Annotated in this window: 21 protein-coding genes and 1 pseudogene; 18 read left to right on the plus strand and 4 right to left on the minus strand. The window is 65.8% G+C overall.

Going from position 1 to position 23,971, the window contains the following annotated elements; all coding sequences use genetic code 11:
- The 3 genes and pseudogenes from ACFV4R_RS19060 to ACFV4R_RS19070 all read left to right on the plus strand — a co-directional run.
- Window positions 1–1,599 (plus strand): annotated as a pseudogene (locus ACFV4R_RS19060) (hypothetical protein); the annotation flags it as partial.
- 350 nt (window positions 1,600–1,949) lie between these two features.
- The gene (locus tag ACFV4R_RS19065; protein WP_377203943.1) at window positions 1,950–2,765 is read left to right on the plus strand and encodes an MBL fold metallo-hydrolase; all 816 of its coding nucleotides are present in this window, start codon (window positions 1,950–1,952) and stop codon (window positions 2,763–2,765) included.
- A gap of 365 nt (window positions 2,766–3,130) precedes the next feature.
- A complete protein-coding gene (locus ACFV4R_RS19070; RefSeq protein WP_377203942.1) occupies window positions 3,131–4,063 on the plus strand; it encodes a lipid kinase in 933 nt (310 codons plus the stop codon).
- An 83-nt stretch (window positions 4,064–4,146) separates the two neighbouring features.
- Here the strand turns inward: ACFV4R_RS19070 and ACFV4R_RS19075 are convergent, their stop codons facing one another.
- Complete coding sequence (locus tag ACFV4R_RS19075; protein ID WP_377203941.1) at window positions 4,147–4,431, minus strand: hypothetical protein; 285 nt, start codon at window positions 4,429–4,431, stop codon at window positions 4,147–4,149.
- A 195-nt stretch (window positions 4,432–4,626) separates the two neighbouring features.
- On the opposite strand from ACFV4R_RS19075, the gene ACFV4R_RS19080 reads away from it, so the two are divergent.
- The 9 genes from ACFV4R_RS19080 to ACFV4R_RS19120 all read left to right on the plus strand — a co-directional run bounded on the left by ACFV4R_RS19080 (window position 4,627) and on the right by ACFV4R_RS19120 (window position 14,681).
- Window positions 4,627–5,001: a GntR family transcriptional regulator gene (locus ACFV4R_RS19080; protein ID WP_377203974.1), complete on the plus strand. Its 375-nt coding sequence runs from the start codon at window positions 4,627–4,629 to the stop codon at window positions 4,999–5,001.
- A 22-nt stretch (window positions 5,002–5,023) separates the two neighbouring features.
- On the plus strand, window positions 5,024–5,995 hold the full coding sequence (locus ACFV4R_RS19085) for an ABC transporter ATP-binding protein (RefSeq protein ID WP_377203940.1): 972 nt from the start codon (window positions 5,024–5,026) through the stop codon (window positions 5,993–5,995).
- Entirely contained in the window at window positions 5,992–6,732 is a 741-nt protein-coding gene (locus ACFV4R_RS19090) for a hypothetical protein (protein WP_377203939.1), read from the plus strand. The genes ACFV4R_RS19085 and ACFV4R_RS19090 overlap by 4 nt, the downstream gene beginning before the upstream one ends.
- A gap of 133 nt (window positions 6,733–6,865) precedes the next feature.
- Window positions 6,866–7,720, plus strand: coding sequence for an SGNH/GDSL hydrolase family protein (locus ACFV4R_RS19095; RefSeq protein WP_377203938.1), 855 nt, complete (start codon window positions 6,866–6,868; stop codon window positions 7,718–7,720).
- Between the two features lie 917 nt (window positions 7,721–8,637).
- Complete coding sequence (locus ACFV4R_RS19100) at window positions 8,638–9,114, plus strand: hypothetical protein (protein WP_377203937.1); 477 nt, start codon at window positions 8,638–8,640, stop codon at window positions 9,112–9,114.
- A 342-nt stretch (window positions 9,115–9,456) separates the two neighbouring features.
- On the plus strand, window positions 9,457–9,657 hold the full coding sequence (locus ACFV4R_RS19105; protein ID WP_377203936.1) for a three-helix bundle dimerization domain-containing protein: 201 nt from the start codon (window positions 9,457–9,459) through the stop codon (window positions 9,655–9,657).
- Window positions 9,658–9,885: 228 nt separating this feature from the next.
- A complete protein-coding gene (locus ACFV4R_RS19110) occupies window positions 9,886–12,708 on the plus strand; it encodes a S8 family serine peptidase (RefSeq protein ID WP_377203935.1) in 2,823 nt (940 codons plus the stop codon).
- 64 nt (window positions 12,709–12,772) lie between these two features.
- On the plus strand, window positions 12,773–14,008 hold the full coding sequence (locus tag ACFV4R_RS19115) for an acyltransferase family protein (protein WP_377203934.1): 1,236 nt from the start codon (window positions 12,773–12,775) through the stop codon (window positions 14,006–14,008).
- 127 nt (window positions 14,009–14,135) lie between these two features.
- Window positions 14,136–14,681, plus strand: a complete 546-nt coding sequence (locus ACFV4R_RS19120; protein ID WP_377203933.1) for a YceI family protein — start codon at window positions 14,136–14,138, stop codon at window positions 14,679–14,681.
- Window positions 14,682–14,761: 80 nt separating this feature from the next.
- On the opposite strand, the gene ACFV4R_RS19125 is transcribed toward ACFV4R_RS19120, so the two are convergent.
- Window positions 14,762–16,423, minus strand: coding sequence for a sensor histidine kinase (locus ACFV4R_RS19125; RefSeq protein ID WP_377203932.1), 1,662 nt, complete (start codon window positions 16,421–16,423; stop codon window positions 14,762–14,764).
- A gap of 195 nt (window positions 16,424–16,618) precedes the next feature.
- Here ACFV4R_RS19125 and ACFV4R_RS19130 point away from each other — a divergent pair, with 195 nt between their 5' ends.
- A complete protein-coding gene (locus tag ACFV4R_RS19130) occupies window positions 16,619–16,756 on the plus strand; it encodes a hypothetical protein (RefSeq protein ID WP_157672498.1) in 138 nt (45 codons plus the stop codon).
- A gap of 343 nt (window positions 16,757–17,099) precedes the next feature.
- On the opposite strand, the gene ACFV4R_RS19135 is transcribed toward ACFV4R_RS19130, so the two are convergent.
- On the minus strand, window positions 17,100–17,828 hold the full coding sequence (locus tag ACFV4R_RS19135) for a GAF and ANTAR domain-containing protein (protein ID WP_377203931.1): 729 nt from the start codon (window positions 17,826–17,828) through the stop codon (window positions 17,100–17,102).
- 237 nt (window positions 17,829–18,065) lie between these two features.
- Between ACFV4R_RS19135 and ACFV4R_RS19140 the strand changes: the two genes are divergently transcribed.
- Both ACFV4R_RS19140 and ACFV4R_RS19145 read left to right on the plus strand, forming a co-directional pair.
- Complete coding sequence (locus tag ACFV4R_RS19140; RefSeq protein ID WP_377203930.1) at window positions 18,066–19,352, plus strand: glycoside hydrolase family 26 protein; 1,287 nt, start codon at window positions 18,066–18,068, stop codon at window positions 19,350–19,352.
- A 112-nt stretch (window positions 19,353–19,464) separates the two neighbouring features.
- Window positions 19,465–20,187 carry a hypothetical protein gene (locus tag ACFV4R_RS19145; protein WP_377203929.1) on the plus strand — a complete coding sequence of 241 codons (723 nt, stop codon included), beginning with the start codon at window positions 19,465–19,467 and terminating at the stop codon, window positions 20,185–20,187.
- A gap of 6 nt (window positions 20,188–20,193) precedes the next feature.
- On the opposite strand, the gene ACFV4R_RS19150 is transcribed toward ACFV4R_RS19145, so the two are convergent.
- On the minus strand, window positions 20,194–20,940 hold the full coding sequence (locus ACFV4R_RS19150) for an SDR family oxidoreductase (protein ID WP_377203928.1): 747 nt from the start codon (window positions 20,938–20,940) through the stop codon (window positions 20,194–20,196).
- A gap of 183 nt (window positions 20,941–21,123) precedes the next feature.
- Between ACFV4R_RS19150 and ACFV4R_RS19155 the strand changes: the two genes are divergently transcribed.
- From ACFV4R_RS19155 to ACFV4R_RS19165, 3 genes are all read left to right on the plus strand, one after another.
- Window positions 21,124–21,327, plus strand: coding sequence for a helix-turn-helix transcriptional regulator (locus ACFV4R_RS19155; protein ID WP_377203927.1), 204 nt, complete (start codon window positions 21,124–21,126; stop codon window positions 21,325–21,327).
- On the plus strand, window positions 21,320–22,510 hold the full coding sequence (locus tag ACFV4R_RS19160; protein ID WP_377203926.1) for a type II toxin-antitoxin system HipA family toxin: 1,191 nt from the start codon (window positions 21,320–21,322) through the stop codon (window positions 22,508–22,510). The genes ACFV4R_RS19155 and ACFV4R_RS19160 overlap by 8 nt, the downstream gene beginning before the upstream one ends.
- A gap of 89 nt (window positions 22,511–22,599) precedes the next feature.
- Complete coding sequence (locus ACFV4R_RS19165) at window positions 22,600–23,970, plus strand: MFS transporter (RefSeq protein ID WP_377203925.1); 1,371 nt, start codon at window positions 22,600–22,602, stop codon at window positions 23,968–23,970.
- Window position 23,971 lies beyond the last annotated feature (1 nt).

Here is a 23,971-nt window from a genome sequence, read left to right on the forward strand (position 1 = left end):
GAGTGGTCGCATGCGTTCAAGGCAACGCCGTATCAGGTGACGCCGGCTGCGGTGACGTTTGTTGATGAGGACGGCACAGCAAATGACAAGTTAACCGTCCCAGTCACAGAGGGTGTTGAGTACCTGGTGGGGGATGCTGTGAAGGCGGCGGGAACCTATCCGGGCTCCGGGACTGTGACTGTGAAAGCGCGCGCCGAGGCTAATTACGTTCTCGCCCCGAATGCGAAAGCGGAGTGGTCGCACGTGTTCAAGTCGACCCCGTATCCGGTTACTCCAGCGGCTGTAACGTTTACTGACAAGGCCGGCACCTCGGAGGACACATTTACGATCCCGACCAAGGCGGGCGTCGAATATATGGTCGGCGACCTCGTGAAAGCCGCGGGCACCTATCCCGCGTCTGGGACTGTGTCCGTCAGGGCCCGGGCCACCACGGATTACGTCCTGGCCGCGGGCGCAGCAGTTGAGTGGTCCCGGACTTTCTCCAGCAAGCATCCTGCAGTTCCTGGATCCATGATTCCCGTGGCGCCCTTCCGTGCTCTGGATACGCGTAACTCGGCCATCGTCCAGCCTGACGGCACAGTTTCTTTCCAGGTGGCGGGAGTTGGGGGCGTTCCTTCGGGAGTGTCCGCAGTGGTGTTCAACATGACGGTTGCTGACGCGAAATCCTTCGGTTTTGTGACCGCCTACGCTTCAGGCTCCGATCGTCCTGACGCTTCTAATCTGAACTTCGACAAGGGCCAGATCGTCGCCAATTCCGTCACGGTCCCCGTCGGGGCAGACGGAAAAGTGACACTGTTCAACCGCTCCGCAGGCGCCACGCATCTTTTGGCGGACGTCTCCGGCTACTATCTTCCCGGGACGCCGACGGCGGCTGGCGCCTTCGCGTCGATTTCGCCTAGCCGATTCTTGGACACGAGAAAAGGCGCGGCAGTGGCTTCCGACGGAGCGGTTTCGTTCCAAGTAGCGGGTGTCGGTGGCGTACCAGCCGGAGTCTCGGCGGTAGTCATGAACCTTACGGTGGCGGAGGCTAAAGCCAATGGATTCATCACCGCCTACCCGTCAGGGACTGCCCGGCCGAACGCCTCCAATGTGAACTTCGACAGGGGCCAGATTATCCCCAACGCCGTCACCGTTCCTGTCGGGGCGGACGGAAAGGTGACTCTGTTCAACCGCTCTGGGGGTTCCACCCACCTATTGGCGGATGTCTCGGGTTACTACCTGGCCGGTACGCCGACGGCTGCCGGCACGTTTAAGGCTGTCGCGCCTACCCGCTTTCTGGATACCCGAAGTTCCGCTCCCGCGCGCGCCGACGGCTCGGTTTCATTCCAGGTGGGTGGTGCCAACGGCGTTCCAGCCGATGCGTCCGCTGTGGTCTTCAACCTGACGGTTGCCGATGCGGCTTCGTTCGGCTTCGTCACGGCCCATGCGTCTGGCACGAACCGGCCGAACGCGTCCAATGTGAACTTCGACGCCCGGCAGATCGTGCCGAACCTCGTGGTTTCGCCGGTGGGCCGCGACGGGAAGGTGAGCCTGTTCAACAGATCCTCAGGTGCGACCCACCTGTTGGCTGATGTATCCGGATACTTCCTCGCCGGCTAGCTCGAAAGTGGAGCGTGCGACTGTGGCTTCGTGCCCCAGTCGTACGCAGCCCTATCATGTGTCGCAGATTATCGATGCGCCTACTTCTACGTGACGCTCTTTGACGATGGCGCTTCCCTATCCGGGGAGCGCCATCGCTTTTGCGCGTCGAAAATGGATGGGAGTGTCGCCAGCCGAAGTCGCTACGGCGGCGACCCCTGCCCTCGGCGACGGGTGCTGAGCGAAGCCGTGGCTCCGTCGTAGCTTGTCGGGCTCGAACACCGGATAGCCTCCCGGCAGTTCCAAGGAGCCGTGGGTACAATCGACGACTACACGAACGCACACTGCTTTGCCGGAGGTACGGAGAAACAATGTCGGAATGGCTTGAGGTCGGCGCGGACAACTACGTGCTGGTCACTGAGGGATCGCTGCTGAACACCGGACTGATTGTCGGGACCGAGCGGGCCATGGTGATCGACACCGGCTGCGGCCCCCGCCAGGGCAAGGAGATCCTGGACGCGGTGCGGGAGAAGACCCAGCTGCCCCTCGTCGTCGTGAACACCCACGCGCACTACGACCACTTCTTCGGCAACGCAGTATTCGCCGAAGCGGGAGTCACAGAATTCTGGGGCCACGAGAACTGCGCCTCCGAGATCGACCAGCGCGGCGACTTGCAGCGGCGCTTCGTGGGCACGCTGGAACCGGAGATGTCCACCGGCGAGGGGGAGAACGTGGAGCTCGTGGTGCCCAACGCCATCGTCCGCGACCAGCCCGTCCTGGTGGATCTGGGCGGCGTGACCGCCACACTGTTTTACCTGGGCCGCGGCCACACCGACGGCGACCTGCTGATAGGTACGCCCACCACCCTGTACGTGGGCGACCTCGTGGAGCAGGGCGCGCACCCGTCCTTCGAAGACTCTTTCCCCGAGGAGTGGGCGGACGCGCTCCGGCACATCTCCGCCCTGCGCCACCGCTACGAGTACCTGATCCCCGGGCACGGGAAGCCCTGCAGCGACCAGTTCGTAAAGACCATGGCCAACACCCTGACCACCGCCGTCCGGCAGGCCCGCCAGTCCATCCGCGACACCCCGGACGACGCCACCAAGGCCATCCCCGTGCTGCCCTACGGCCCCGAACAGTCCCGCTGGTTCATCAAGCGCCTCCAGGAAACCCACCGGGAGCACTGAGCCCGCAGAATACCCACTGACGCGAGAAGCCCCGCGGGGGATATCAATAACCGCGGGGCTGCTCTGCTGCATCCGTACCCAGCAGCGTCCTCCCCAAACAAAGGCTGCGGACACCAACCGGCCCAACCACCAGCCCCTGAGTACCACTTGGCCGCCCAGCACAACCGCCACTGAAGAATTGGCGTAATGAATACTGGTGCCGCGAACGCCCCGGAAGCGTCTACTTGTAGGTGCCGGCGGCGCCGGGCCCGTCCGTGAGACCGCCGGGCCCTCTACCCGGAAGGCGCCGCCGGCAACCCCACACCGCGCCTCCACCTCAAAGCCATGCAGGGTCCTCCCAGCTCCATCAACCTAGGATGGAGCCCATGAAAGCCGCCCGAGACGCCCAGTCCGTTGCCGTGCTGATCAACGCCGGTGCACGCCTCGGGGCCGCGGCTCCGGACCAGGCGGTGGACATGCTGCGGAACGCGGGCCTCCCCGTCGCCGCCGTGCACCGCGTCCTGTCCGGCACGGACCTAGACGGGGCCCTTGACCGCGTGATGGCCGAAAACCACGACCTGGTGGTGGTGGGCGGCGGCGACGGCACGGTCTCCTTCGCTGCGGGGAGGCTCGCAGGGACCGGCACCGTGCTGGGCGTCCTGCCCCTGGGAACAGCCAACGACCTCGCCCGCACTTTGCAAATCCCCAACACCCTGCCCGCCGCCTGCGCCGCGCTCGCAGACGGGAAAGTGGTGGACATCGACCTCGGCCGGGTCAACGGCCAGCCCTTCCTCAACGTGGCCTCCGTGGGTCTCTCGGTGGGCGTCACCGAAACCCTCAGCCCCCGCCTGAAGCGCCGCCTCGGCCCCCTCGCCTACGCCGTCGCCGCCGTCCGCGCCTACGCCCGGCACCAGCCGTTCCGGGCCCGCCTCGAATTCCCCGGAGGCGACCACCAGGCCATCGAGCTCGAGAACCTGCTGCAGGTGGCCGTGGGAAACGGAAAGCACTACGGGGGCGGGAACGCCGTCTCACCCACCGCCGGCATCGACGACCACACCCTCGATATCTACGCCATCCCCGGCGCACGGCTGCGCGAACACGTGCGGATCGCCAGGCTGCTCAAGGACGGCAGCTTCGTGGAGCGCAGCGACGTCCACCACGCCACCACCCAGCGCGTCCTCCTGGTCACCGATCCGCCCATGCCGGTCAACCTCGACGGCGAAATCGCCACGGTCACGCCCGCGGACTTCACCATCGAGCGCAACGCCGTCCACGTCATCGTGCCGCAGGGCAGCACCGCCGCGGTCCTGGACGGATAGCCCGCCCGTCGCCGCCTTTTTGAGGCAGCCAGCGTCAAACGGAAACGTACGACGGCGGCCGCGCGCCGCCGTCGTACGTCTTCTCACGTGAAGGTGGGTCCGCCGCCCGCGGCCAGGAAGGCGTCCAGCTCCGCCGACTGGTGCGCGGCGAAAGCCTTGTCCGCGTTGGCCTTGGTGCTGGCAAGTACCGGTATCTCGAGGCGGGCGTGGCAGCCGCGGCAGCGGATCTCGTGCGTCCACACCCAGCTGTACGCGGAGTGGAGTTCCCGGACCTGCTGCAGGGCGGACGTGATTGCTTCCGTTGTGGCCACAAAGTGTGCCGCGTCCTCGCTGCTGAGGCTGCTACCAATTCCGATGTCGATGCTCATCGTCGCCTCTTTTCCGTAAAAAGCCGGATGGTGCTGTTGACAGTAGTGGCTGTTACCCCGCTTAGGAACTGCCGCAAGGTCACGGTTGCCTAACGCCCGGACGCCAAGGGCCTGAGCAGGGACGTTCCCTCTTGACGGGTACCTTACTTCCATGGTTAGTTAGTCAAGTAAGCAACCAACTGGCCGGGAGGTCGCCTGATGGACGAAGGCAAACCACTCTTCGTGCAGATCGCCGAACAGGTCGAGGCATCGATCCTGGACGGAAGCATCGCCGAGGAGTCACAGGCGCCGTCAACAAACGAGCTCGCCGTGTTCCACCGCATCAATCCGGCTACTGCGGCCAAGGGCGTGAACATGCTCGTGGACAAAGGCGTGCTGTACAAGCGCCGGGGCATCGGAATGTTCGTTGCCCCGGGTGCCCGCGAACTCCTGCTTAAGGAGCGTCGCAGCGATTTTGCCGAGCGGTATGTGCAACCCCTGCTGGCCGAGGCCCGCAGGATCGGGCTCGGGCCCGAAGACGTCGCGGACCTGGTCCGCACCGGTGCCGGCGCTTCGCCGGCGAAACCATAAACCTGCCAGATCGAAGGACGCGATGAACTCCGTAATACAGGTCAGGAACCTCACCAAGCGATACAAAGACGCGCTCGCCCTGGATGGTGTCAGCTTCGACATCGAGAAGGACGCCATCTACGGCCTGCTGGGACGCAACGGCGCCGGCAAGACCACCGCCATGTCCATCCTCACGGCCCAGAACCTGCCCACCAGCGGCGAGGTGCGCGTGTTCGGCGAGAACCCGTACGAGAACGCCCGGGTCCTCAGCCGCATGTGCTTCGTCCGGGAAAGCCAGAAATACCCGGACGACGCCACCCCGCGGCACGCCTTCGCGGCCGCCCGGCTGTTCTTTCCCCGGTGGGACCAAGGCCTGGCCGAGGAACTCATTGACGATTTCCAGCTCCCGCTGAAACGGACCATCAAGAAGCTCTCCCGCGGGCAGCTCTCAGCCGTGGGGGTCATCATTGGCCTGGCATCCCGGGCTGAGGTCACGTTCTTCGACGAGCCGTACCTGGGCCTCGACGCCGTGGCCCGGCAGATCTTCTACGACCGGCTGCTGGCCGACTACGCCGAAGTCCCGCGTACCATCCTGCTCTCCAGCCACCTCATCGACGAAGTCTCCAACCTCATTGAACGGGTGCTCCTGATCGACGACGGCCGGATCATCATGGACGAATCGGCCGAGGACGCCAGGGCCCTCGCCACCAACGTGGTGGGCGACGCCGCCGCGGTGGAACGGGCCGTGAACGGCCGGGAGGTCATCCACCGCGAAGGCCTGGGCCGCGTGGCATCCGTGACCTTCTTGGGCCGCCTGGACGGCGCCGAACGCGCCGCGGTTGTGGCCGACGGCCTCGAACTGGCGCCGGTCTCACTGCAGCAACTCATTGTGCGCCTCACCCAGCAGCGCTCGGCCGGCCGCCCGGGCGCGGACGGCTTCGGCACCAACTCCGGCACGCACAACTCCGGCACGAACAGCTCCGACGCGGATACCCAGGAAGGAAGCCTGCGATGACAACCCTTAATTCCGGCGCAGCCCTGCAACACCAGGTGCCGCGCAACCGCATGCTCAACGTTGTCCGCCTGCAGTTCGTCAACACCCAGACCTTCATCTGGGTGCCGGCGCTGGTACTGGGCGGCTCATGGGTCCTGTCCATAATGATCTTCTGGATCATCGGCGGCGCCGGCGTCACAGAGGTCAAGGCCGGCGGCGGTTCGCAAGCACCCCTGTGGTACTTCCTCGCCATCGGCATCCAGGCCATGACCATGACGTTCCCGTTCTCCCAGGCCATGAGCCTCACGCGGCGCGAGTTCTTTCTGGGCTCCCTCGCAGCGGCGGCGGTCAGCGGGCTGGGCATGTCCCTGGTGTTCGTCCTGCTGGGCCTGTTCGAGCAGGCCACCGGCGGCTACGGGATCAACGGATACTTCGCCTACCTGGACTGGGTATGGGCGTCAGGCCCGTTCGCAGCCGCACTGACCTACTTCACGGCCACCATGTTCTTCTTCACCATCGGCTTCTGGTTCGCCACCATCTTCAAGCGGTTCGGTGCCCTGGGACTCACCATCGTCCTGCTGGCGCTCGGGCTCGCACTGGTCGGCTTCATCGCGCTGGTGACGTTCCAGCAGGCATGGCCGGCCGTGGGCCAGTGGTTCACGGACACCGGAGCCCTGGGCCTGACGCTGTGGGCCATCCCGGTCACCGGTCTGCTGACCGTCGGTTCCTACCTCACCCTGCGCAGGATGCCGGCCTGAGTCCGGAGCGGCCTGGACCACCGCAAGAGAAGGACGTACGACGGCGGCCGCGTGCCGCCGTCGTACGTCTTTCCTGTGCGGGGCGTCGTCTTAAGCGCTATTGCGGCGCGTGCCGGCACGTAAGATTCTGCGGGTGAGGGGAAACGGTCGGCGCCCTGGCGCGCCTGCGGGGGAGTGGATCAAGTACGCGGCACTTTTGGTGCTGGCGGTTGCGGCTTTCGGGGTGGCCGCGCTCGCCCTCATGGGCCCGCGGGACCCGGGCGGGACCGCCCCCGTTGCGGCGGCCAGCACCCCCGCGGCATCCGCTTCAGGTTCGACGGCTGCCTCCCCGGCCGCCGCTTCAGCTGCTCCTACCCCCACACCCACCTCAACGGTCCGGACGGCGAAGATCGAGCTGCCCGAGAAGCCCGTCCTCCTGATCATGGGGGACTCCTACACAGCCGGTGACGGCGCCGACGAGCCGGACGAGAGCTGGGCAAACCTCGTGGCGGGGTCGCTGGGGTATCCCACCAACATCGACGGCCGCGGCGGGACCGGGTTCGCCTGGGGCGGCGGTGCCCGGGATGACCAGGGCGGCGAATACGAAGTCCGGCTGCGGCAGACCGCGGCCAACAACCCGGCCTTCGTCCCCAACCTGCTGATCCTCCAGGGCGGGCAGAACGACGCCCAGATCACTGACGCCGGCGAGATCACGGCGGCAACCCGCCAGACCATCGAGGCGGCACGCCGGTTCTGGCCCGGGGTGCAGCTGGTGGTGCTGGGGCCGTCGGCGCCGCAGCCGCTGGGGGAGGACCTGCGGGATGTGAACAACGCCGTCCGTGCCGGTGCCGAGGCAGCGAATGCCCCGTTCATCGACGCCGTGGAGGGCCGCTGGTTCACGGCCGCCAACAGCCCGGGATTCGACGCCGACGGCGCACACCCGAACACCGCCGGGCACGCCTACATTGCGGATAAGTTCCTGGAGTCCTGGGCCGCGCTGGTGGAGTAGGGCGCTGTGGTTATCGCGGCCGCGCCAGCGGATGAGAATTGTGGGGGCCGACAGCTATTTGCGGATCTACGCTGATCCGCCGCCTCCGCCGTCGGCCCCGGTCTTTGTGAATTTGTGGACCGCCTGGCGGCGCCGTGACGACGCCGCCAAGCGATCGAGACCATCGGGTTCTACGCCGACTGCAGGGATGGGTTGACCGGGCCTCAGTTCCCAGGTGCACCCCCATGCAGTCCCACCCTTCACTGAGAACTCTGCGGGAAAGGGCTCAACATCTGCGCTAATTAGGGTCAAGAATTCCTCAAGACTGGTTCGGCGGGGAACTTCAACGGCGACTGTCGTTTGAGTGGTCAGCCTGTGAATGTGCTCCCAGCGACGCGCATTCTCATTTTCGAGGCGCACATTCGCTGACGCACTGGCTATCTGCGGATCGATTTCGAATTTGCGGGTCGAAATCGACGTCGCGCATCGAGACTGGGGCAGGGCGGGGGCGGGTGTTCACGGGCGGGTGGTGTCCGGGGCACGCCGGCGCAGGGCCGCCACCACATGGGCCTGGGCGTTCATGGAAAGGTGGGATCCAGAACCGGGGCGAAGACTGGCGAATGGGTAGCCCCCTTGCCGGATCCGGTTTCCCCCATTCTTTAATTCCGCGCTTCACGTGCCGGGAAATCGCGGGCTAATATCCTGCCACCAGTCATCGCGATCAAGACGATGCACAGCCGAACTTACTTACGGGTAAGAGATGTTTGCGGGACGTACGCGCTTTGCGCCGACCCCGCAGTCCGTCCGCGGAGTAGTCCTCATGGAAAGTCCGCCGATGCTGCACATTCAACGACGAGTATCCAGCACCCGCCCATGCGCGCATCCCCGCGGTTTTTTCAAAGTCTGCGCGTAAAACTGAATTTGAAATGGAGTTTCTGATGAAGAAGCTGATGGTTCTTTGTGCCTTGCTCTTTGCCGTGGTTGCCGGGATGAGCCCTGCCGCTGCTGCCCCGACTGACGCGTCCCAAGTCCTGACCTTCAAGGCAAACCAGCTCTGCAAGTACGCAGTTCAGCTGACGGTCTCCGGCAAATCAAATGTCCTCGTACTTCCCGGCGACCGCTTCACAGTCGCTTCTCCAGGGCAACGGGTCACCATTACGAACCTCAAGACTGGAGAGGAAGCAACATTCCTCATCACCGGCACCACGCACGGGACGGTGCAGGCCGACGGAACCACCGAGATTACGGTCAACGGACTGAACATCGTGCTGAATGCCCGCGAGGCAAAATCGGCACGGCCTGGAATTTTCCTGCTGGAGGGAAACTTCAACTTCGCCCTGAAAGCTGACGGATCTGAGGCCCGGGTCTTCAGCGGCACCGGCGATGTGACCGACATCTGCGCACTGCTGGCATAAAGCCGCGGTCACGCGAAAAGCGGGAAGACGTGCGACGGTGGCCGGGTTCGCCGTCGTACGTCTTCCCTTTGTTTCGAGCCGTTGGGCCAGTCAGCCGGCGGGGACTCGCATTCTCATTTTCGACGCGCACATTCGCTGATGCGCCGGCTATTTGGGGGTCGAGTTCGAATGTGCGGGTCGACATCGAATTTGGGAATCGACGTTGGGGCGGAGCGGCTCCCTGCCGATGGGTGAGCATCGCATTCCGCGCACGGACCGCCGTAGTGCTCCGGCTCTGGTTCTGAGCGCACCCGGGATAAGTCAAGTCTTGAACCGCCGCGGCAGATGCCGGATCCTGTGCCGATGGGCGTTAGTGAAGAGGTGCGGGCACTGTCCGCGGTAGTGGACCGGCTTGCCGAACGGCACCCGGGCGTCTCCCGGCACGTGATCGAGGACGTGGTCCAAGAGGAGCACCGGACGCTGGACCGGGGCCGGGTGCGGGACTTCGTGCCCATCCTCGTGGAGCACGCGGCACGGGACCGCCTGCACACCCTCAACCGGTAGCCGGCGGCTGGGCCGGATGCCCGGCAACCAGGGGCTGCGCATCCTGCGCGAGGGCGGCGGGGCTTGGACCGGACGCCGCGTGACTGGTCATCTGCTCGTAGTTTTTGTAATGTCCTCCGAATAGTCAACTCGATGGCTATAATCAGGGCGGGGGTCAGCTGGTGATTCCCGGCTGTCCGCGCCAGGCCCCTTGTTCGTGGCCCGCGCCCGTCTCAAGGATGCCCGCCCATGTTCAATCCCCGGCCCTTCGCTGCCGCTGCCCTCACGCTGGTCACCGTACTTGCCGGTGCTGCCCTGACGGCCCTTCCCGCCCAAGCCACCGAGCCACCCCAGCCCACCAAGCAGCCAACGGCCGCCGAGCTGCCCCTCCGGGACCCGCGACCCCAGCCCACGTCAAACCAGGTCCCCACGGATCAGTTCATCGTGGGCCTCAAGAGCCGCGGCAACATTGCTTCCGAAGCCGCTGTAACTGCCCAGGCCGCGCGGTCAGCTGCAGGCCGCGTGGGCACTGCCGCCCAGTACGTACGGGCCACCGCAACCGGTGCGCAGGTGGTGAAGACCGGCAAGTCACTTCAGGGTGCCGAGGCTGACACCTTCCTCGCGGCACTCCGCTCCAGCCCTGACGTGGCCTACGCCGAGCCGGACACTATCGTCCAGGCAACTGCTACTGCCCCCAACGACCCCGGATACCCGTCCCAGTGGGCCCTCTGGGACGAGACAGCCGGCATCCGGGCACTCGCCGCCTGGGACTACAACCGCGGTGAGGGAGCTGTGGTGGCCGTGGTGGACAGCGGTACCACCTATCACTCGGATATGGACAGCAACGTACTCGCCGGCTACGACATGCTGTCCAACCCGGACTGGGCCCGGGACGGCGACGGGCGTGACCCTGTCCCGCTCGACCAGGGCGATTGGGCCAGTGACAACCAGTGCGAGCCAGGCTTCCCGGCGTCACGCTCCTCTTGGCATGGCACGCACGTGGCCGGGACCATTGCCGCCTTCGGAAATAACAGCCAAGGCATTACCGGCGTCGCGCCTGCTGCGAAGATCCTGCCCATCCGCGCCATCGGCCCCTGCGGAGGTTACATCTCAGATGTGGCGGACTCCATCATCTGGGCCGCTGGCGGCACTGTGGCCGGAGTACCCGCTAATCCGAGGCGCGCGCATGTGGTCAACCTCAGCCTTGGAGGAGTCTCCGCCTGCTCCGTTACCGAACAGAACGCCATCAACTTTGCCCATAATGCCGGCACCGTAGTGGTGGCGGCCGCCGGAAACTCCGGCCGCCCGGCGTCTGAAATGAGCCCGGCCAACTGCGAGAACGTCATTACGGTTGCTGCCTCCGGACTCGACGGCGCTCGTGCCGACTACTCCAACTACGGGTCCGCCGTGGACATCACCGCCCCCGGCGGCAGCAACATGACCAGTGAGAACCCCTGGACCGGCATCGTCTCCACCTCGAACTTGGGCTCCACCGTGCCCGAGGGAGAGGCCTACGAGCTCCTGCAAGGCACCTCCATGGCCGCTCCGCACGTATCCGCCGTCGCGGCCATGCTCATGTCTGAAGTGGGCAGCACCTACACGCCGGACATGGTGGAAGCCCGGCTAAAAGCCACCGCTCGGGCGCTCCCAGTCGCCTGCACCGAAGGTTGCGGAGCGGGTCTGCTGGACGCCGGCGCGGCGCTTGCCCTCACTGCATCGGATCTGCCCGCCAAAACCGTCATCCCGGCTGAAGTAACGTTCTCCGACAAGGATGGTGCTGACGATGACACGCTGACCGTCCCCTCGTTGCAGGGCGTGGAATACGTGCGTGACGGCAGTGTTCTGGCCGCCGGGGTCCATGCCGGTTCGGGAACCATTACCGTTTCAGCAAGGGCGGTCGCTGGCTACACCCTGATGGCCGGTGCCACAGCCGAGTGGACCCACAAGTTCGCCACCAGCATGGCGCCTGTTGCCGGATCTCTGATCACTGTCACGCCGTTCCGCGCCCTTGATACCCGTACCAGCTCCATCGTGGCCAAAGATTCCGCCGTCTCCTTCCAGGTGGCAGGGCGCAATGGTATACCGGCCAAGGTGTCCGCAGTGGTCTTCAACCTCACCGTGGCCGAAGCCCGTTCCTTCGGGTTTGTCACTGCCTACGCTTCCGGGACCGCGCGTCCGGATGCTTCCAACCTGAACTTCGACAAGGGCCAGATCGTGGCCAACTCCGTCACCGTTCCTGTAGGCGCGGACGGGAAGGTGACACTCTTCAACAGGTCCGTCGGGGCCACGCACCTTTTGGCCGATATCTCCGGCTATTACCGCGAAGGTGAGGTGACGGCTGCGGGCGCTTTCAGACCGATCGCACCCAAGCGATTCTTGGATACCCGGAACACCACCGCCGTCGCGCCAGATACTGCCCGGGCCTTCCAGGTGGCAGGAGCCAACGGATTGCCGGCCACCGTCTCCGCCGTCGTGCTGAACCTGACCGTTGCCGAATCGAAGTCCTTTGGCTTCGTCACCGCTTATCCCTCCGGAGTGGACCGGCCGGACGCTTCCAACGTCAACTTCGACACAGGGCAGATCATCCCCAATTCGGTCACCGTGCCCGTGGGGCCCGACGGCAAGGTGATGCTTTTCAACCGCTCCAAGGGCTCCACACACCTGATCGCCGATGTGTCCGGCTACTACCTGTCGGGGACACCGACGGCAGGCGGCACCTTCCAGCCGCTGGCCGCTCCTACACGCTTCCTGGACACGCGACCCGGCAATCCGGCCCTGTCGGATTCTCAAGCGGCCATTCAGGCGAGCAGTGAACGCGGTATTCCCGAGGACGCCACGGCCATAGTCTTCAACCTGACTGTGGCCCAGGCCGGCTCCAATGGCTACATAACTGCGTATCCCTTGACGGCGTCGCGCCCGGACGTATCCAATCTGAACTTTGATAGGGGCCAGATTGTCGCGAACTCCGTAACTTCACCTGTGGGGTTGAACGGATATGTCATCCTGTTCAACCGCTCAGCAGGGTCCACGCACCTCATCGCGGACGTCTCTGGGTACTTCCTCCCGGGGTGATCCATGGAGGCTTTTCCCAGCCTCCGTTTAGCCTAGTTACCGAAACGTTATATATGCTTGCTTAGTGGTTCTTAGGTCAAGCAGTGGAAATTTGTCGGTTGCGGAGGGCGCGTCCGCGCATAAAACCGCGCACAAAACAGGGTACGAAACAAGCATCATTTCAGGGCGGAAGCACTCCCTGGACGGCCTCCGTACGGTGGCCGTTGTGGGAGTGTTCTTCTTCCATACCCTCACCGCCCAGATGCCGGGTGGCTTCATCGGTGTGGATGTTTTCTTCACCCTCAGCGGCTTCGTGATCACGCTGCTGATCATGAAGGAGCGGCTCGCGACGGGCAGCGTCCGCATGGGCATCTTCTACGCCAAGCGCCTGGCCAGGCTGTGGCCGGCGCTGCTGGCTCTGTGCGCGGTGATCGCCGTTGTGGGCTTCGTCTTCCCCGCCTCAGGTTGGGGCGGTCAGGCGGGATTCATCCTTCCGGCAGTGGCGTACGTGATGAACTTCGCGCACGTGGGAGCATTCGGAAACTCCATTGCGGGCGAGACACTCGGCCCCACCTGGACGCTCGCCGTCGAGGAACAGTTCTATCTGGTGTGGCCGGTGCTCCTGCTGGTCATGCTGCGGTACTGCAAGCTGCGGACCGCCGCGTGGGCCACTGCCGGACTCGCCGCCGCCTTCATGCTGGAACGCTCCGCCCTGGTGATGTCCGGCGCACCGCTGAACCGGCTCTACAACGGGCCGGACACCCGGGCCGATGAGCTGCTGATCGGCTGCGCCCTCGCGCTGCTGTTCACCGCAGTCCGCAACGGCTCACGAGTACACGCCTCCCTGGTATCCGCCGCGCGCTGGGGTGCCCCGGTGGCAGGAACGGCTCTACTGGCCGCCCTGTTCCTGCTCCACGAACCGGACACTCCCGGTCCTTGGTTCACCGTGTTCTGGTCTGTGGGTCCCACGGTCTTGTCGCTCCTGGCAGCGGTGCTGATCGGCTCACTGGTCCTGCAGCCGGCCGGCTTCCTGGGCCGGATCCTCAGCCACCCCTGGCTCGCCTGGCCCGGCCGCGAACTCTCCTACGGCATGTACCTCTGGCACATTCCCGTCTACCTCCTGCTGCTGCCCCTCGTGCCGTCACTGTCCCTCCGCGTCGGGCTGGCGGCCATCCTCACCGTGGTGCTGGCGTTCGCCTCCTCGCGGCTGGTGGAGGCACCCATCCGCCGCTGGGCAAACCAAAGGCTGGAGCCCGCCGTCGTACGTCCTGTGACCAAGCCTGCGGCCGAGAAGGCGCGTGAACTGGTGACAGCCCGGTAGCGGGCAGATGAACTATGGCCCATCGGCCCTGCCCAGGCGGCGCTGCGCGGAATAGGCTGGCCACGACGGCACACGCCGGCGGCGGGCTGCCCGTGCCCGCAGACCTTCGAGCAAGAGGAGATTGGCCATGACTCTTCCCCAGGAACTGACCCCCGGAACGTGGACCCTGGACATGTCCCACAGTGAGATCGGGTTCAGTGTCCGGCACGCAGGCATCAGCAAGGTCCGCGGCCGCTTCACGCAGGCCGAGGCTGAAGCCCGCGTTGGTGACTCCCTGCAGGACTCCAGCCTGCACGCCACCGTGTCCACCGCCAGCTTCGACTCGGGCGACGCGAACCGTGACGGCCACGTCCGCGGCCCGGACTTCTTCGACGTCGAAAAGTACCCGGAGATGACCTTCCGCGGCACGTCCATCACGGGCGACGGCGAGGACTACACCCTCACCGGTGACCTCACCATCAAGGGCGTCACCCAGCCCGTGGAGCTTGAGGTTGAATTCACCGGCGTTGCCGTGGACCCTTTCGGCGCCACCCGGGCGGGGTTCTCCGCCGAAACCGAGATCAGCCGCAAAGCCTTCGGCCTGACCTGGAACGCCGCCCTGGAAGCCGGGGGAGTGCTGGTCAGCGACAAGGTGAAAATCAACCTGGAGGCGGCCCTCGTCAAGCAGGGCTGACGATGCACCTTTGTTTCGGCTACAGGCCGGGTGCCGGGTTTCATTCCGGGTGCCTGGCCTGCCCCGTGCCTGGTTCGTTGCTACCTCGTGCCGGCGAGGGAGCCTTCCACCGCGTGCGACTCCGGCAGAGTCAGCTTCGCAGTGGTCCCCTCACCGTGGCTGCTGGCCAGGGTGACAATGCCGCGGTGGTTCTCCACGATGGAGCGGGTGATGGCGAGGCCCAGGCCTGCGCCCGGAATAGCTGACGAGTGGGCGGTGGCCGTCCGGAAGAAGCGCGTGAACGCGTTTGCCAGGTCCTCTTCCGTCATCCCCACACCCGTATCAGCGACCTCACACACCAGGCTCCCGTCCTCCGTGCGCACGCGCACGGTGACCGTGCCGCCCCTTGGCGTGTATTTGATGGCGTTCGAGACCAGGTTGTCGATGGCCTGGCCCAGTCGGTCCGGGTCGAAGCGGCCGGGAGCGGGCCCCTCGGCTTCAAAGGCGAGCGTGACTCCGCCGGAGCTGGCCCGGGGTTGTGCGGCGTCCACGCTCTGCGCGGCGACCTCCGCAAGGTCCGCCTGCCGCGGCCGGACGGTGAGCGTGCCGGACGCGATCGTCAGCAGGTCCGCCACCAGGTTCAGCAGGCGCTCGGCGTTGCGTTTGGCCACCTCCAGGCAATGCTCCAGTTCCGGATCCAGGCCCTCCTCATCCATGGCGATGGAAAGGTAGCCCAGGATGGAGGTCAGGGGCGTGCGCAGTTCGTGGGAGACGCTGGCCACGAACTGGTCCTTGGCCGACAGGGCCTCCACCAGGGCGGTGACGTCCGTGAGGGCCAGGACAGCGCCCGCCTGCTGGCCGTTGTGTCCCGGGATGAGGCGGCAGGTGGCGGAGTACGCACGCTGGCTGTTTCCAGTGCCGATCCACACGAGCTCGTCGGTGAAAGACTGCCCCTGCGCCGCGCGTGCCCGGGGATGCTGTTCGGGCGGCAGGGCGTCCTTCCGGTCAATGCCAAACACGGGCCGGTCCGCTTCCGCGGCCGGGAACTCCGGCTGGGCGGCCCCACCAGACAGGCTGCCGCGGTGGCGGTTGGTGAGGATGGTCCGGCCCTCCCGGTCAAGCGCCCAGACGTCCACGCTGACCGTGTCCATCACGGTGCCCAGTAGCTGTTCCCGGTCCTCACTGGCCGCGAGGAGTTCGCGGACCTCCGCCTCCCGTTCTTCCAGCCGGTGCCGTTGCAGGCGCAGGGCGTTGGCCACGCCAAAGGTGGTGAAGGCGATGGCGCCCAGGATGACCGGCAGCAGCACTGCCCGGATAAACGATGCGCTGGTGAAGCCCGAACCGAGGATCATGGGCGGGAGGGCCACACTGAGGATGGCAGCAATCACGGCCAGTGCCACGCCGCCGCGGCGCGGGCCGTGGGACAGCCAGACCACCGGGAAGACCAGCAGGAAGCTCAGCACTGACAAATACTGGTCGCCGGCTTCCCGCGACAGTCCGATGGCCAGGCAGTCCAGCACGGGGATGGCGAGGACGGCCCGCTCCGGGAGCCTCTCCCAGGGGATGGCGGCGCACGCGGCCAGCAGGACGGCGTGGAAAACCAGGGAGGAAACGAACGCCGCGGACCACTTCAGGTCCGGATGCAGGACCGATGCCAGAAGGATGACCAGCAGCATGGTTCCGGACAGCGGCAACTGGAACAGGACGGTGCGGCCCCTCCTTCCGAGCGTGCGGAAGTAACGGGCTCCCCAGTCGAATAGCATCGTGCCCCCAGCCATGCCCCGGTTACGTCAACGTTTTTGAAGCATACTGCCTGATTCGCGCTCCCGGCCGGATGTTTCAGCTGAGGGCACCCGGGTTGGCAGCGGCAGGCAGGTGCTAAATCGAGTAGTGGAACTAACCAAGACAAGTACGCAGTTCTCGTGTGCGGGGGGATTGCCGCACCGTACATTCGGTGCATGGCTGAAGTAATTGTTAGGAAGCGTGGGCGCCGCCGGATGCCCGGAGCCGCCAAGGGAAGCGCCCAAGGGTTCGTTTTCCTCGGTATCGCCCTGTTGGTGGCTGTGGGGATCGCCATGTTCGCGGTTGCGGGTTAGGCGGTCCGCCATGCGTGTGAGGCTGCCGTCATCCGACGGCCAGGACCTGGATTGCCCCCATCAGTTCGTAGGGCGTTGCGAGGCATGCAGTGCGTCAGCGGGGAGCCAGGCCTTCTGGTCTGCGCCAATCTTGACCCAACCAACGGGCGATCCTTCGGGGAACCTTGACTGTTGACGCGTACTTTGGGCTCATCAGGCAGTTCTGAAAGGGAGTGGACGCGATGAGCATTACCGAATACGTTGCAGCACTTGGCGGCATGCTGGCCTCACTCGGTGCCGTGGGGCTTTTGGCCGCCGGGGTCATTCGGGCCAAAGCCCGCCACTAATCTGAGGTTCTGCCCTCCTACGCCAGCGCGGGCGGCTCGAACCGGGTGGCCGGCGATCCGCTGGGGAGGGCCTTGAGGACATTCTCCGCTACGCTGCGCACTTTGAGGTTCCGCTGCCGGGAGACCCCGGCCAGCTTGCCGAAGGCTTCCGTGTAGGAGCAGCGGTTCTGTGCCATGATCACCCCGCAGGCAACATCAATTGAGGTCCTGCTCTCCAGGACGGCCTTGAGGTTGTCACCGGCGGACCGCACGCTGCGCACCTCGATGGCCAGCTTCATGCTTTGTGACGCGACAGCGGCAAACCAGGTGGCCTCGCCCACCAGCTCCGGCGTGAATTCGAACCCTGCCGGACCCAGGAACACCAGTGCGCAGGAGGACCGGGGATCCAGGGTGAGCGGCACGGCCAGTGCAGTTCCGTAACCGGCGCCCACCAGCCGGCGGCGGTACGGTTCCCACCGTTGAGATGAGTTATCTCCCGTGACCTGAACCGGGGCGGACGACGCGGCGGCCTGCGCCATGGGCCCGTCGCTGTACCTGTCTTCGGACGAGGCCACGTTGTAGGCAAGGGTGGCGCTGCCGGCCGTGGCAGGCAGGTTTCCTGCGCGGGTCAGGGTTGCGGCGGCGTCCACCGGCACCCCGGCCGACGCGGCAAGTGCCACAGCCGCGCTGTCCGCCAGCCGCTGGACGGAATCCAGGTCAGAGTCCGCGCCAGTGATCAGGTCCAGCAGGAACCCCGGCCGGTCCATGCGCCTGCTTCCAACTGCCGGTTGTACTGTCACCTGTTTCCCCCGTTACGCTCCGTGCCGCGCGGCGATGTGCGGCTTTCCTCGAATGTAGGTGGCGCCGGTGAAGGGGACACGAGTAGTGGGTACTCTACTTTCGCCGCGCCGCCGTGCCCCGCACCACCTGTTTGCCGGGAACAGCCCCGGGCCACCCCCTAGGATGGGGTAAAACTGCAGGTCAGAAAGGCAGCCCACTCTTTCATGTCCGATGAAGAAACCCCATCCAACGCCCCCAAAGGGCGCCGGTTCACGCCCTCATCGCTCAAGGATTTCGCCCTGCCCGTGGTGATCGCCGTTGCAGCGGCGGGCATCGGCATTGCCAGCATCGCCAACGGGCTCGCCTCCCGCGACCAGGCAGACCAGTCGGGCCAAGCCAGCCAGGACAACGCTGCCCAGGCCACACCCTCCCTGCCGCGCTGCGAGGTGCCGGACCGCAAGAGCCAGGTGCCGGCGTCGGGCGCGCTCTTCGGCGTAAACCTGGACCTGCACGCAAAGCCCCTGTCCCAGTACGCCGCGGACCTGGGCCACAAACCCGCAGTCAGTGTGTCCTTCGCAGGATTCCCGTACACGGCGGAGGAGAAGGCGCACCTGGACCAGGCGGTCACCCAGATCCGCGCCGACGGCCAGACGATGCTGCTCACGCTCGAACCAATGCAGGGCCTGGGCGCCGTCACGGATGAGGCCGTCGCCGCGCTTGCGGCAGACCTGGCATCGTTCAACGACGACGGTGTTCCCGTGATTGTCCGGTTCGCCCACGAGATGAACGGCTCCTGGTACCCGTGGTCACAGCAGCCCGCCGCATATGTGGACGCGTTCACCCGGATGGCAAAGGCCGTCCACACGACGGCGCCGGGCTCTTCGATGATGTGGGCGCCCAACTACGGCGGCGGCTACCCGTTCGCCGGCGGCCAGTACGAGGCCCAGCGGGACACCGCGGACTTCGCCGCCCTGGACACGGACGGCAACGGCACCGTCACCATGGCCGATGATTCCTACGCGCCGTATTATCCCGGCGACGACGCGGTGGACTGGGTGGGCATGTCCCTCTACCACTGGGGCGCCAAGTATCCGTGGGGCGAGAACGAACTGCCCGAGGCCAACAAGTTCAAGGACCAGCTCACCGGCAACTACGTGGGTGCCAACGGCGACGACAGCCTGCTGACGGATTTCTACCACGTGTACGGGCAGGACCACGGTAAGCCCGTGGCCATCCCCGAATCCGCGGCGCTGTTCGCTCCGGGCACCGGCGGTGCGGCCGAGCTGGACATCAAGCGTGCCTGGTGGGAGCAGCTGTTCAGCCCGGACCTGGCCACCGAGTTCCCGCAGCTGAAGATGATCAACTGGTTCGAGTGGGATAAGAACGAGGTGGAGGTCAAGGGCCGCGTGGCCTGGACCGTCACCAACACCCCGGCCGTCCGGGAGGCCTTTATCGCCGCGCTGCCGGACTGGTTGCGCTACGGCCCGGCAGAGTCCTGCCAGCCGGGCTGAGGATTAGTCAGCAGGCTTATGAAACAGGTAGTGACCACTCTGTTGGGCGGTTGCCGGGTTTCCTAGGGTGGGCCCATCACGTACGACGCTCGAGTGAAACGAGGCTCAGTCCATGCGCACGCGCCCAACCCAAGCAGCCCTCCTGATGACCGTGTTCCTGGCCCTTGCGGGTTGCGGGACGGGCACGGGAACCGGAACTGGAACCGCAACGTCCTCGCCGCCGGCGCCCAGCCCCACTCCAAGCCCGGCCAAGACCTACACCGATGCGGACCTCAGCTCCATCGTGGGCACCCTGAAGGACTCGCAGGGGCGTGCGCTGACGGTTGTTCCCGCAGCCCAGATCGACCAGGGCATCATCAAGGCCAAGGAAATCCTGAAGGGAGCGGTCTTCACGCCACCGGAGTGCAACGTCTTTACGGACAGCAACTCCCAGATCCCGGAGGACAGCACCTATGCGGCAGGAACCACCATTTCGGCGGCGGACAAGACGGCCATTGTGGTGACGGCCATCGCCCTCAAAGACGCCAAGGAGCTGACCGGCCACCTGGAAGCCTCCCGAAAAGCCGTGGCGGCATGCGGAAAGTTCACCGCGGAACTGGCGGGGCAGAAGGTCACCACGGAAGTTCAGGAAATAGACGCTGCGACGGGCGGGGATCAGTCGTTCGCCGCGCTGGCCAGGGAGAGCCTGTCCACGGGGGAGGCCCAGACCTCACTGACCATGACGGGCATCAAGGGGAACCTGGCTGCCACGGCAGTGAAAGCCGGACCTGATGTCACTCCGGCCGATGCGGCCGAGCTGGTCCAGCTCATTGACACCATCCTGGCCCACGGCTGATCCGGATCAGCGGGGCAACCCGTCCAGCCAGTCCTGGAACGTTTGGCGCCCGACGGCGGCACCCGCCGCCGGGATCAGCGCACCGCTGCGCATCGCCTTGCCCATAGGGCCAGGGAAGGGAGCCTCCACGACCTTTTTGCGCTGGCCGGACTTCTCCAGGTAGGTCCGCACCAGGCCGGCCAGCTGCTCTGTGCGCGGGCCGCCCAAATCCGGGATCCGTCCCCGAGGGCCGGCCTCGGCTGCGTCCACCAGGGCCTCCGCCACCTCGCGGGCGGCCACCGGCGCGGTGAACATCTTCGGCACCACCACCACCGGCCCTGCCGAGGCGACCTTCACCACCAGCGGCACGAACTCGTGGAACTGGGTGGAGCGCAGGATGGTCCACGGTATATCCCCGTGCCGGACCGTGTCCTCCTGCACCAGCTTCCCGGCGTAGAGGCCGGAGCGTGCATTATCGATGCCCGCGATCGACAGCACCACGTGGTGCTTCACTCCGGCTTTCTCCTCCGCGGCCAGCAGGTTCTGCGAGGCGTTCGTGAAGTAGTCCACGGCCTTCTTGGTGGCCGTACTGTTGATGCCGGCAACGTCGATTACCGTCTCAACCCCGGCCAGCGCCTGGTCAAGGCCGCGGCCGGTTGCCAGATCAACCCCGGCGGAACGGCTCAGGGTGACAACCTCATGTCCGCGCTGCACGGCAACGTCCACCACGTGGCGGCCCACGGTCCCGGTCCCACCGGCAACGGCAATCCTCATGGCAGCATCCTATGTCTGAATCCTTGGGATGGAATCGGAAAGATATTGCCGATTGATAATGGTTGAGGCGTCTGGAGGTGAGAGCGCTCCGCAATCTGCAATATCTTGCGGAATCCGGTCCGTTGAGTCAGGATATGAACGGCAGGGCGTGTAATCTGCATTATATTTCCGAAGGGGTGGCGTATGGAGGATGTGGCAGCCATAGGTGCCGGCATTCGGCGCGCCCGGAAGGAAGCGGGGATCACCCAGGGCACGCTGGCGGACCTGATCGGAACCTCGCCCCGCACCATCCACGCCATCGAAACGGGAACCGGCAATCCGTCCCTGGCCACCGTTGTGGCGGCCGCCAACGCGGTGGGGTTGCACCTCAGTACAGCCGATGACTGAGGACCTGGCGCGCCTCAAATTCGTTTCCCAAGCGGACGTCTACAAAGCCGGGGTACTGGCGGGGCACCTGAACCGCGGCGGCAACGGCGGGATCGCCTTCACCTACACCCCCGCGTACCTGGCCGCGGGCAGGGCACCCGTATCCCACTCACTGCCGCTGACGGACGCACCGGTTGAATCGCCGAGCGGCGCTGTTCCCGCGTTCTTCGCCGGCCTGCTGCCCGAGGGGCACCGGCTGACAGTACTCAAGGACGCCATCAAGACGAGCCTGGGGGACGAACTCAGCCTGCTCCTTGCGGTTGGTTCCGACACCCCGGGTGACGTCCAGGTGGTCGCCTCCGGCCAGGACCCTGTGGAACCTCCGGCGTTGGCCGAAGCGTCGCATCCGGAAACACTCGACTTTGCCGCGCTCGCGGACGCCATCGATCCGCACGGTCTTCCAGGGATCCAGGCCAAGGCCAGCGCATCGATGCTGACCACCCCCCTTTCCCTCGCGGGCCGCCGCTACCTGCTCAAGCTGGACCCGCCCCGCCACCGTCACCTCGTGGCCAACGAGGCCGCACACCTTGCCGCGGCGAAAGCCCTGCGGATCGCTGTAGCAAACGGTGCCGTTGTCACGGACCGGAACGGATTGCAGGGCTTGCTCGTGGAGCGCTTCGACCGCACCGGGAAGGACGGCCTGGCCCGCCTGGCACTCGAGGACGCTGCCCAGGTCCTCAACCTGCCGCCGTCGTCCAAGTATGCCGTCAGCGCCGAGGACGCCATCCTGGCGCTGGCCGGCGCGTGCAAGGCCAGGGCTGTTGCCGTTCGGAACCTGTACATGCAGTGCGTCTTCGCCTGGCTGACCGGCAACGGGGACCTGCACGCGAAAAATATGTCAGTCCTCCAGGGGGAAAACGGGGCCTGGGCTGTCTCGCCCCTCTACGACATTCCCTGCACCCTGGTGTACGGCGACGACACCATGGCCCTGACCATCGGCGGCCGGGTCAAGAACCTCAAAGCCCGGCACTGGGAACAGTTCGCAGCCGACATCGGACTCCCTGCACGCGCTGCGGCGTCCGCGAACCAGACGGCCCTCCGGGCGGCTGAAGGAGTCAGCCTGGAGGCATTGCCCTTCTCCGGATCACCACTGAACGGGGCACGGCGTGAGCTGCGGTTCCGGCGCGGCGAACTGGCGGCCTGATCCGGACACCGGGGTACATGCCGGTACATGCCCAGGCAGGGGAGGGGCAGCCATGTCCGCGGCGCCGGGTTCTCAGTAGACTGGGACCCATGTCCGGGCAGGAAGCTGCAATCGACACGTCCCGACGAACCCCTGAGGAGCGTTCGCGCACGTTCGCGGGCATCCTCATCAACACGGCACTGGCCAACGTCACCACCAGTTACCTCTGGTTTGCCCTGACGTTCTGGGTCTACCTGGAAACCCGCAATGTGATCGCCACAGGCGTGGTGGGCGGCGCCTACATGCTGCTGATCGCCCTCTCCAGCATCAGCTTCGGCACCTTCGTGGACCGCTACCGCAAGCTGGCCATCATGCGGTTCGCCGCCGCCTTCACCCTGGTGATGTTCGCGCTGTCCGGCGTGATGTTCCTGCTGACACCCGGTGCCGGCCTGCTGGACCTCGGGCAGCCCTGGTTCTGGATCTTCACCCTGATCATCCTGGTGGGAGCGGTGGTGGAGAACATGCGCAACGTGGCCCTGTCCACCACGGTCACCATCCTCATCGAGCCGGACCGGCGCGCCAACGCCAACGGCATGGTGGGAATGGTCCAGGGACTTGCCTTCATCGTCACGTCGGTATTTTCCGGGCTGTCCGTGGGAATCCTGGGCATGGGCTGGACCATCGCCATCGCGGTGGTCCTCACCGCCCTTGCTTTCCTGCACCTGCTGACCCTGCGCCTGCCGGAGGAAACCCAGGTGGCTTCCAGCGACGCCCAGGGCGGATTCGACCTCCGCGGCTCCATCGCCGCCGTGCTGGCCGTTGCCGGGTTGTTCGCGCTGATCATCTTCTCCACGTTCAACAACTTCATCGGCGGCGTCTACATGGCCCTGATGGACCCGTACGGGCTCGAGATGTTCCCCGTGGAGCTGTGGGGCCTGTTCCTGGCCCTGGGCTCCACCGGATTCATTGCGGGCGGTGCCCTGATTGGCAAGTTCGGCCTCGGCGCCAACCCGCTGCGGACCCTGCTGATCGCCGTCGCCATGATGGGTGCGCTCGGTGCCCTGTTCACCATCCGGGAATGGGCCTGGCTGTACGTGGTGGGAATCTGGCTGTACCTGGCGCTGGTGCCGTGCGTCGAGGCCGCTGAGCAGACCGTGATCCAGCGGGTTGTTCCACTGAACAAGCAGGGCCGGGTGTTTGGGTTCGCCATGGCTTTCGAATCCGCGGCGGCACCCATCACGGCGTTCCTGATCGCACCGCTCGCCCAGTTCTGGATCATCCCCTACGCCCGGTCCAGTGAAGGGGCGGCGCAGCTCGCGCCGCTGCTGGGTGAAGGGACGTCCCGGGGCATCGCCCTGGTGTTCCTGGTGGCCGGGATCGTCATGATCGTGGCCGCGGTGCTGGCCTTCGTCACTCCCGTGTACCGGCGGGTGTCCGCGTCCTACGCCCAGGCCCCGGCCGAGGAGACGGCCGGGGCCTGAG

The sequence above is a fragment of the Pseudarthrobacter sp. NPDC059871 genome (genome assembly GCF_042731175.1).
Classification (GTDB): domain Bacteria; phylum Actinomycetota; class Actinomycetes; order Actinomycetales; family Micrococcaceae; genus Arthrobacter.

Excerpts from the sequence above, each read along its gene's own strand:
- ACFV4R_RS19085 (WP_377203940.1), top strand. The coding sequence starts at position 5,024 with ATGAACTCCGTAATACAGGTCAGGAACCTCACCAAGCGATACAAAGAC.
- ACFV4R_RS19125 (WP_377203932.1), bottom strand. The coding sequence starts at position 16,423 with ATGCTATTCGACTGGGGAGCCCGTTACTTCCGCACGCTCGGAAGGAGG.
- ACFV4R_RS19130 (WP_157672498.1), top strand. The coding sequence starts at position 16,619 with ATGGCTGAAGTAATTGTTAGGAAGCGTGGGCGCCGCCGGATGCCCGGA.
- ACFV4R_RS19155 (WP_377203927.1), top strand. The coding sequence starts at position 21,124 with ATGGAGGATGTGGCAGCCATAGGTGCCGGCATTCGGCGCGCCCGGAAG.
- ACFV4R_RS19090 (WP_377203939.1), top strand. The coding sequence starts at position 5,992 with ATGACAACCCTTAATTCCGGCGCAGCCCTGCAACACCAGGTGCCGCGC.
- ACFV4R_RS19160 (WP_377203926.1), top strand. The coding sequence starts at position 21,320 with ATGACTGAGGACCTGGCGCGCCTCAAATTCGTTTCCCAAGCGGACGTC.
- ACFV4R_RS19075 (WP_377203941.1), bottom strand. The coding sequence starts at position 4,431 with ATGAGCATCGACATCGGAATTGGTAGCAGCCTCAGCAGCGAGGACGCG.
- ACFV4R_RS19100 (WP_377203937.1), top strand. The coding sequence starts at position 8,638 with ATGAAGAAGCTGATGGTTCTTTGTGCCTTGCTCTTTGCCGTGGTTGCC.
- ACFV4R_RS19150 (WP_377203928.1), bottom strand. The coding sequence starts at position 20,940 with ATGAGGATTGCCGTTGCCGGTGGGACCGGGACCGTGGGCCGCCACGTG.
- ACFV4R_RS19070 (WP_377203942.1), top strand. The coding sequence starts at position 3,131 with ATGAAAGCCGCCCGAGACGCCCAGTCCGTTGCCGTGCTGATCAACGCC.
- ACFV4R_RS19135 (WP_377203931.1), bottom strand. The coding sequence starts at position 17,828 with ATGGACCGGCCGGGGTTCCTGCTGGACCTGATCACTGGCGCGGACTCT.
- ACFV4R_RS19120 (WP_377203933.1), top strand. The coding sequence starts at position 14,136 with ATGACTCTTCCCCAGGAACTGACCCCCGGAACGTGGACCCTGGACATG.
- ACFV4R_RS19065 (WP_377203943.1), top strand. The coding sequence starts at position 1,950 with ATGTCGGAATGGCTTGAGGTCGGCGCGGACAACTACGTGCTGGTCACT.
- ACFV4R_RS19140 (WP_377203930.1), top strand. The coding sequence starts at position 18,066 with ATGTCCGATGAAGAAACCCCATCCAACGCCCCCAAAGGGCGCCGGTTC.
- ACFV4R_RS19110 (WP_377203935.1), top strand. The coding sequence starts at position 9,886 with ATGTTCAATCCCCGGCCCTTCGCTGCCGCTGCCCTCACGCTGGTCACC.
- ACFV4R_RS19145 (WP_377203929.1), top strand. The coding sequence starts at position 19,465 with ATGCGCACGCGCCCAACCCAAGCAGCCCTCCTGATGACCGTGTTCCTG.
- ACFV4R_RS19165 (WP_377203925.1), top strand. The coding sequence starts at position 22,600 with ATGTCCGGGCAGGAAGCTGCAATCGACACGTCCCGACGAACCCCTGAG.
- ACFV4R_RS19105 (WP_377203936.1), top strand. The coding sequence starts at position 9,457 with ATGGGCGTTAGTGAAGAGGTGCGGGCACTGTCCGCGGTAGTGGACCGG.